Source organism: Plantactinospora alkalitolerans (assembly GCF_015690345.1).
Classification (GTDB): domain Bacteria; phylum Actinomycetota; class Actinomycetes; order Mycobacteriales; family Micromonosporaceae; genus Plantactinospora; species Plantactinospora alkalitolerans.
In genome coordinates this window covers 1-8,512 of the sequence record NZ_JADPUN010000353.1, presented here as the reverse complement: position 1 = coordinate 8,512, position 8,512 = coordinate 1, and the positions used below count along the sequence as shown (strand labels likewise).

Below are 8,512 nucleotides of genomic sequence, written 5' to 3'. Positions count from 1 at the left end.
CTCTCCAACAGTCCATCCCCGACCAGGCGACGACGCCTCGCCGGTGGCGATTTTCGGCAGGTCGACACCGGACAGCAGCACACCGCTCCGCCAATCCCCGACGCCCGCCTCCGCTGCACCAGAGGCGGCGCCGACACCTCCGCACGGACAGGCAGGATCATGATTTTTCAGCGTTTTCTCTCCCAGGCCCGTCCTGGCCGCCGAGCCAGGACCCGGCCGCTCGCCGGGATGGTCGCGGCATCGCTGCTGCTCGCCCTGACCCCGTTCGCCGGCCCCGTACCGGCCGCGAACGCCGCACCGGCGCTGATCTCCCAGGGCAGACCGGCCACGGCATCGTCCACCGAGAACGGCGGAACCCCGGCCTCGGCGGCGGTCGACGGCGACAACGGCACCCGCTGGTCCAGTGCGTTCAGTGATCCACAGTGGCTCCAGGTCGACCTCGGTGCCAGCGCCGCGATCAGCCAGGTCGTGCTGCGCTGGGAGGCCGCCTACGGTCGGGCGTTCCAGATCCAGGTGTCGGAGAACGCCAGCACGTGGACCAGCGTCTACTCCAGTACCACCGCCACCGGCGGCAACCAGACGCTCACCGTCTCCGGCACCGGCCGGTACGTCCGGATGTACGGCACCGCCCGCGCCACCGGCTACGGCTACTCGCTCTGGGAGTTCCAGGTCATCGGCGAGTTCGGCGGCGGTGGCCCCGGGCCCGGGGATCCGGTCGAGCCGACCGACCCGCGCAACCCCAACCTCGGCCCGAACACCTTCGTCTTCGACCCGTCGACGCCGACCGCCACGATCCAGAGCCGACTGAACACGATCTTCACCCAGCAGGAGACCGCGCAGTTCGCGCCGGACCGGTACGCCGTGCTGTTCAAGCCCGGCAGCTACACCGCCGACGTCAACCTCGGCTTCTTCACCCAGGTCGCCGGTCTCGGCCTCTCCCCCGACGACGTGAACCTCAACGGGCACGTCCGGGCCGAGGCGTTCTGGATGGGCGGCAACGCCACCCAGAACTTCTGGCGGGCGGCCGAGAACCTCTCGGTGACCCTGCCCTCCGGGGTGACCGTGGAACGCTGGGCGGTGTCGCAGGCCGCGCCGTACCGTCGGATGCACCTGCGCGGCACGCAGAACCAGATCCAGCTCTGGAACGGCGGTGACGGCTGGTCCAGCGGCGGCCTGATGGCCGACACCAAGATCGACGGCATGGTGGTCTCCGGTTCCCAGCAGCAGTGGTTCTCCCGCAACAGCGAGTTCGGCAGTTGGACCGGCTCGGTCTGGAACATGGTGTTCACCGGCGTGACCGGGGCACCGCCGCCGCACTTCCCGAACCCGTCGCACACCGTGGTCGGCCAGACGCCGGTGGTCCGGGAGAAGCCGTTCCTGTACGTCGACGGCAGCGGCGAGTACCGGGTCTTCGTACCGGCGGTCCGCACCAACACCCAGGGCACGAGCTGGTACGGCAAGACTCCCGCCGGGTCGTCGATCTCGCTCAGCCAGTTCTACGTGGTACGCCCCGGCACCACGGCGGCGACCATCAACGCGGCGCTGGCCCAGGGCAGGGACCTGCTCTTCACGCCCGGCCTCTACCGGATCAACGAGACGATCCGGGTCACCAGGCCGGACACCGTCGTCCTCGGCCTCGGCCTGGCGACGCTGGAACCGCAGAACGGCATCACCGCGATGACCGTGGCCGACGTCGACGGCGTCAAGGTCGCCGGCATCATGTTCGAGGCCGGAACCACCAACTCGCCGGTGCTGTTGGAGGTCGGCCCGACCGGCTCGTCGGCGAGCCACGCGGCCAACCCGACATCGCTGCACGACGTCTTCTTCCGGATCGGTGGCGCGGTCGCCGGCAAGGCCACCACCAGCCTGCGGATCAACAGCAATCACGTGATCGGTGACCACATGTGGCTGTGGCGGGCCGATCACGGCAACGCCGGCACCTACGGATGGAACGTCAACACCGCCGACACCGGTCTCGTGGTCAACGGCACCAACGTCACCATGTACGGCCTCTTCGTCGAGCACTACCAGAAGACCGAGGTGATCTGGAACGGCAACGGCGGACGGACGTACTTCTTCCAGAACGAGAAGCCGTACGACCCACCCAACCAGGCGGCCTTCATGAACGGCTCCACCCGGGGGTATCCGGCGTACAAGGTGTCGGACTCGGTGACCAGCCACGAGGCGTGGGGACTGGGCAGCTACTGCTACTTCAACGTGAATCCCGCGGTGGTGAACGAACGCTCCTTCGAGGTGCCGGTCACCTCGGGCGTGCGGTTCCACAACATGGTGACGGTCTCGCTGGGCGGGGTCGGCACGATCAACCGGATCATCAACAACACCGGCGGTACGGCCAACGCCGCCAACCAGGTGCAGTACCTGACCACCTTCCCCTGATCGACGACGCCCGACCGACGACGCCTGATCCGACGACGCCTGATCCGACGACGCCTGACCGGTAGTCCGCCGACGACGGGTCGTACCCGACGTCAGGCCCGCGCCGTGGCTTCCCCGCCATGGCGCGGGCCCCGACGTGCCGGGCGTCTCGTCGGGGACCATCCGCAACCGGCCCGCTGGGCGGCCTCACCGCTGGGCGGCCTCACCGCTGGGCGGTACCGCGCCGGCCGGCCGACGTCCGGGCCCTGGCGACGTGCCGCCGGTAGGCACTGACCGACGGGTCGCCGGCGATCCAGAACCGCCACGGCAGGTCGTGTGCGCCGGTCACTCCGACCCGTGGACCGGCGGAGATCGCCTCCGGCGGAACCGGCGTGGCCGGCGGGCGCAGCCGTACCGGCCCGTCACCGAGGAGGTAGCGACCGTAGACGGCGCCGTCCAGGCCGAGCGCCGCGCAGAGCCGCGCGGGCCCACGCGCCAGATCCACATCCCGGCGTACGGCGGTGCGCCGGCGCCGCGCGACATCGAGCCCGTCCACCACCTCACCGGCCCGGAGCAGTACCGCCGACGCCTCGCCGTCCGGCCCGGTGACCACGTTCATGCACCAGTGCATGCCGTAGGTGAAGTACGCGTAGGCGTACCCGGCCGGACCGAACATCACCGAGTTGCGTGGGGTGCGCCCCCGGTGCGCGTGCGACGCCGGGTCCCCGCCACTGCCGGCGTACGCCTCCACCTCGGTGATCCGGACGGTGACGCCGCCAGCGGACAGGGTGCAGCCGAGCATCCCCCGCGCCGCCGGCAGCACCGGCCCGGCGAGCAGGGTGACGAAGTCGACGGGCGCGGTCATCTGCCAACAACACCACGGACGGTCGACGCGGCGCCACGCGGGGGTGGCGGACGACGCGCTGGTGATGCGCCCGACCTGCTGTACCGGGCCGGTCCCGGCGCACCGGCGGGCGCTATCCGGCGACCCGGTCCGGCAGGCCGGCGGTGAGGTGCTGGCGGGCCCGGGCGACGAACCCTTCGGGGTCGTCGGCGTAGCAGCGCACCTCGTGCACGGGTTCGTCGGCGCCCTTCCGCACCGGCACGACCATCGGCCGGCGCAGCACGATGTCGACGCTGGTCTGGCTGGCGGTGCCGATGTTCAACACGATGGTGGCTCCGGTCCGGTCCACCTGGACGGCCCGACTCGACTCCAGCGAACGGTACCGCTTCCGGACCGTCTCGACGGCGTCCCACGGCAGGGTCACGTCGATCGACGCGGCGTTGCGGATCCGGATGCCGGCGTCGCCGAGAACGTGCGGGTGGACCCGTAGGCTCGCCAGCAGGCCGATCATCCACAACAGTCCGTAGACACCCACCGCGGCGGCGATGATCCTGGCCGTCTTCCAGGGCAGGATCAGGTCGAGGATCGGAATCTCGATCGCCGACACGACGATGAAGACGATCAGAAGCGGGGTCACCACGCCCGCGTAGCTGAACGCCGTCGCGCCCTCCGGCGCCACCGGCCGGCGCCGGATCCAGCGGTACAGGCTGCGCCACGTGGTCACCTCGTACGCGGCAGCTTTGCGCAGCAGCGGCAGCACCCGGGTACGGGTCTTCGCTGGGCCGGTGGTCGTCACTGGTCTCCTCCCCGAGGGTCGGTCAGCCGGCTGGCCTCGCGCAGCCGGATCAGGATCTCGCCGAGCGCTTCGCTGAAGCAGTCGAGCCGCTCCTCCGGCATCTCGGCGAAGAGCAACCGGGCGAACTCCTGCTGGCCGCGTTCCATCTCCTCGACCGTCCGCACCCCCCGCTCGGTGAACGTGACGAGCGTCGCCCTCCGGTCGGTCGGATGCGGTTGGCGGGTCACGAATCCGGTCGCCTCCAGCCCGTCGACGAGTCCGGTGACGGTGCGGGCGCTGACTTTCAACGCGTCGGCGAGGTCCCGCTGGGTGCTCGGTCCGCGACGGCGCAGTTCCCAGAGCAGGTGGGTACGCGAAACGGTCAGGCCGTCCTGGGCCAGGCTGCGGGTCATGTCGTCGTTGATCAGCACGGCGAGTTCGAGTACCTGGTCGAGCGCGGCATAGTGTTTGTCGGTAACCATGTATGCCCCTCATAGTGAGCTTGACTCACTATTATGTCACGCCCGCAGACCCGCGACGAGCGGGATGATCTCCGAGACGAGGCCCCTTACCCGAGCCGGAGCCCGCCGGGCCGATGATTCATGACGCTCAATTGCTCACTCGCTCGCGATCTCGGCTCGCGGTCTTGCAGGTTGCCATGGGCGACGCAAAGGTAACTTTCAGTCGTTCAATTGGAGGACCCGCATGTTTGTCACCGCGGTCGCGATCGCCGGGATGATGCTGGGTTTCATCGCCGGACTCTGCGCGTATCGCACATCCCGCCGCTGGTGTGCGATCTGCGGCGGCGGCCTGAGCTGCCCCGCCTGTGCCGACGTGGGCGTACGCCGCAACACCGCGGCCCGGCGGTTCCGATGACCACCCCGCCGCCGACGCTACCGAACGTGCCACGGCCCGGTACGGTCCTCGAGATCGCCAAGGAGGACTGGCGGTACGGCGGCCACACCCTCTTCCTGCTGGTCGAGTTCGTCCGCCTCGACCTGTCGGCGTACTACGACAACCAGTGGGTCTGGATCACCGGTCAGCAGCTCGCCCGGGACGGAACCCCGATGGGCCATCTCGACGCGCTCGTCCGGGTCTCCGCCCTGCCGTCCACCGATCCGGACACCGGTACCGGTGCACCGCCGACCCTCCGCCCGGACGGCCGTCGCGTGCCGGCCGCTCGGACGGACGCGGAGGCACTACTGCCGATCTCCCGGGCGGACGCGGCTGCACTGCCGGCCGCTCGGACGGACGCGGAGGCACTACTGCCGATCTCCCGGGCGGACGCGGAGGCACTACTGCCGATCTCCCGGGCGGACGCGGCTGCACTGCCGACCTCCCGGACGGACGTCGGTTCACTGCCGGCCGCTCGCCCGACGACCGCGCCGCGACAACGAGTCAAGAATGACGGCCGCCAGCAGCACCGCCGCAGTGATCATGAAACGAACGGCCGAGTTGAGTTGCAGCAGGAACATGCCGGAGGTGATCGAGCCGAGCACCAGGCTGCCCAGTAGCGCGCCGTAGGTCGATCCCCGACCGCCGAACAGGCTCACCCCGCCGACCACGGCCGCCGCGATGGCGATCAGCAACGTGTCGCTGGCCCCGGTGGACTGGCTCGCGGAGAAGCCCCGGGAGGCGGTCAGGATGCCACCGAAGGCGGCGAGCGCGGAGGTCAGCGCGAAGACCGAGATCCGGATCAGCGACACGTTGATGCCGGCCCGCCGGGCGGCCTCGACGTTGCCGCCGACGGCGAAGATGCCGCGACCGTAGCGGGTGCGCCGGAGCATCAGGTCCACCAGCACGACCAGGCCGACGAAGATGAGCAGGGCGACCGGTACTCCCTGCCAGGCGTTGAGCACCGCCACCGTGGCGGCGACCAGCACCGCCAGCCCGGCCACCCGCAGCAGCGAGCCGACCGGTTTGCGGATGGGCAGCCCGGCCGCACGCCGGCGCTGGCTGTCGACCAGCACCGCGACCGCGTACAGACCGACCGCGATCGCGCCGACCACCCAGCCCAGCGGCGTACTCAGGTTGGTGTGCGTGAGATCGCCGATCGGCCCGGTGTACGGCAGGTTGATGGTCCCCTCCGGGCTGAGCAGGTAGAGCTGCAATCCCTGCCAACCGATGTTGCCGGCGAGGGTGACCACGAAGGCCGGTACGCCGAGCCGGGCGAAGACACTGCCGTGCAGGATGCCGATCAGGACGCCGAGGACGACCACGGCGATGATCGCCGCCACGTCCCCCCAGCCGTTGCGGACGGTCAGCACCGCCAGCACGGCCGCGCCCACGCCCGCCACCGAACCCACCGACAGGTCGATCTCGCCGAGCAGCAGCACCAGGACGACGCCGACGCTGATCGTCCCGGTCGCGGCGATCTGCAATGCCAGGTTGGACAGGTTCTGCGGGGTGAGGAACGCGTCGTTGAGGGACTGGAAGACCGCCCAGATGACGATCAGACCGATGATCACCGGCCAGGCGCCGAGTTCGCCGGTACGGAGCCGACGGCGGGCCGCCGCCAGGGGATTGAGCCGGGACGGCCCCGGGGACTGGATACCGTCGCCGGCGGGTGGTTCCGGACTGGTCGTCGCCGTGCTCACGCCGTACCCCCGATCTGGCTGTCTGGTCGCTCCGGTGCGGCGCGGCACGGGCCGGTCCGCCCGACACGCCCACTCATGCCGGCTGGTCCTCGTCCGGCGAGCGCGGCGCCGTCGCCGTGCCCTCCTCGACCCGGGCCCGGCGCCGGGTGACCGCGTTGTCCAGCGCCCCGGTGATCGCCTGGACGATCTCCTCCTGGCTGGTCCGGTCGGGGTCGAAGACACCGGCGTTGCGTCCCAGCCGCAGCACCACCACCCGGTCGGCGACGGCCCGGACGTCGGCCAGCTGGTGACTGATCAGCAGCACTCCGAGGCCCCGGCCACGGAGCCGCTCGATCAGGTCGAGTACCTCGGCGGTCTGTGCCACGCCGAGCGCCGCGGTCGGCTCGTCCAGCAGGACCAGCTTCGGCTCGCCGAGCAGCGACCGGGCGATCGCCACGGACTGACGCTGCCCGCCGGAGAGTCCGGCGGCCGGCACCCGGACCGAGGGAAGCCGCACGGAGAGGCTGGTGAGCAGTTCCCGGGACCGCCGCTCCATGGCGATCTCGTCCAGCACCCCGACCCGGGTCACCTCGCGCCCCAGGAAGAGGTTCGCCACCACGTCGAGGTTGTCGCAGAGTGCCAGGTCCTGGTAGACGGTGGCGATGCCCAGCGCGGTGGCGTCGGAGGGCTTGCCGATCTGGACCGGCCGTCCCTCCCAGCGGACCTCGCCGTTGTCGGCCGGGTTCACCCCGGCGATCACCTTGATCAGGGTCGACTTCCCGGCGCCGTTGTCACCGACCAGGGCGACCACCTCGCCGGTGTTCACCTCCAGGGAGACGTCGGAGAGGGCCTGGACCGCACCGAACCGCTTGGAGATGCCCGACATCGCGAGTACCGGCGTACCGGTCACGGCTGCTCGACCCCCGTCCGGGCTCAGGAGATACCGGCCTGGGTGCACGCCTGGGCGAACTGGGCGGTGCAGATCTGCTGCGGCGTGTAGAAACCCTCCTTGATCACCGTGTCCTTGATGTTGTCCCGGGTCACCGCGACGGGATTGAGCAGCACCGAGGTGACGTCCCGGGTTCCGTTGTTGCGCTGCGTGGTGTCCTGCCCGCTGAAGTCCTTGCCGGTGGCGGCGGCGATGGCCATCTCCGCCGCGATGCTCGCCTCCGGGCGGATCGACTTGAAGACGGTCATGAACTGGTCGCCGGCCAGGATCCGCTGTATCCCGGCGAGTTCGGCGTCCTGACCGGTCACCGGCGGCAGCGGCGTGTTGAAGCCACTGCCCCGCATCGAGGCGATGATGCCGCCGGCCATGCCGTCGTTGGCGGAGTACACCCCGATGATCTTGTCCCGGCCCAGCGCGGTGGTCGCCTGGTCCATCTCCTGCTGCGCCCGGTCCGGCGACCAGTCCGGGGTGTCGAACTCCTGGCCGATGTTGACCTTGCCGTCCAGTACGGAGTGCGCACCGGCCTTGAAGTCGGCCGCGTTCGCGTCCGTCGGGGAGCCGTTGACCATCACGATCTGACCGCGCTTCGGATCACCGCCGGAGCTGATGCTGTCGAGCAGGGACTGCCCCTGGATCTGCCCCACCCGGCGGTTGTCGAACGAGACGTAGAAGGTCACCGGACCGGTGGCCAGCCGGTCGTACGCCACGACAGGTACGCCCTGTGACTGGGCGTTGTTGACGATCGCGCCCGCCGCCTTCACGTCGACCGCGTCCAGGATGAGCACCTTGACGCCCTGGGTGAGCATCGACTCGGCCTGCGACTGCTGCTTGGCGGCGTCCTGGTCGGCGTTCTGGAACAGCACCTGGCACTTGGCGCAGAGCTCGTTCAGTTTCTGGGTGATGAGGGGACGGTCGAAGGTCTCGTACCGGGTGGTCTTCGACTCGGGTAGCAGCAGACCGATCTTGAAGCCGTTCGCGACGTTCTCCTTGCC

General features: G+C 70.1%; 8 protein-coding genes. 2 read left to right on the top strand and 6 right to left on the bottom strand.

The features are described from left to right. Positions 1–159 precede the first annotated feature (159 nt). Positions 160–2,397, top strand: coding sequence for a discoidin domain-containing protein (locus I0C86_RS37225; protein ID WP_407676392.1), 2,238 nt, complete (start codon positions 160–162; stop codon positions 2,395–2,397). A gap of 202 nt (positions 2,398–2,599) precedes the next feature. Here I0C86_RS37225 and I0C86_RS37220 read toward each other — a convergent pair whose 3' ends face one another. From I0C86_RS37220 to I0C86_RS37210, 3 genes are all read right to left on the bottom strand, one after another. Beyond that, positions 2,600–3,241, bottom strand: coding sequence for a DNA-3-methyladenine glycosylase (locus I0C86_RS37220; protein ID WP_196206009.1), 642 nt, complete (start codon positions 3,239–3,241; stop codon positions 2,600–2,602). 112 nt (positions 3,242–3,353) lie between these two features. After that, positions 3,354–4,016 (bottom strand): hypothetical protein, encoded by a 663-nt coding sequence (locus tag I0C86_RS37215; RefSeq protein ID WP_196206008.1) that lies wholly within the window; start codon positions 4,014–4,016, stop codon positions 3,354–3,356. Then, positions 4,013–4,477, bottom strand: coding sequence for a MarR family winged helix-turn-helix transcriptional regulator (locus I0C86_RS37210; protein WP_196206007.1), 465 nt, complete (start codon positions 4,475–4,477; stop codon positions 4,013–4,015). The genes I0C86_RS37215 and I0C86_RS37210 overlap by 4 nt, the downstream gene beginning before the upstream one ends. 223 nt (positions 4,478–4,700) lie before the next feature. On the opposite strand from I0C86_RS37210, the gene I0C86_RS37205 reads away from it, so the two are divergent. Beyond that, positions 4,701–4,871: a hypothetical protein gene (locus I0C86_RS37205; RefSeq protein ID WP_196206006.1), complete on the top strand. Its 171-nt coding sequence runs from the start codon at positions 4,701–4,703 to the stop codon at positions 4,869–4,871. A 479-nt stretch (positions 4,872–5,350) separates the two neighbouring features. Here I0C86_RS37205 and I0C86_RS37200 read toward each other — a convergent pair whose 3' ends face one another. From I0C86_RS37200 to I0C86_RS37190, 3 genes are all read right to left on the bottom strand, one after another. Beyond that, a complete protein-coding gene (locus tag I0C86_RS37200; protein WP_323374092.1) occupies positions 5,351–6,592 on the bottom strand; it encodes a sugar ABC transporter permease in 1,242 nt (413 codons plus the stop codon). A gap of 73 nt (positions 6,593–6,665) precedes the next feature. Further along, complete coding sequence (locus I0C86_RS37195) at positions 6,666–7,481, bottom strand: ATP-binding cassette domain-containing protein (RefSeq protein ID WP_323374091.1); 816 nt, start codon at positions 7,479–7,481, stop codon at positions 6,666–6,668. 23 nt (positions 7,482–7,504) lie between these two features. After that, a partial coding sequence (locus I0C86_RS37190; protein WP_196206004.1) for a sugar ABC transporter substrate-binding protein occupies positions 7,505–8,512 on the bottom strand: 1,008 nt, incomplete at its 5' end.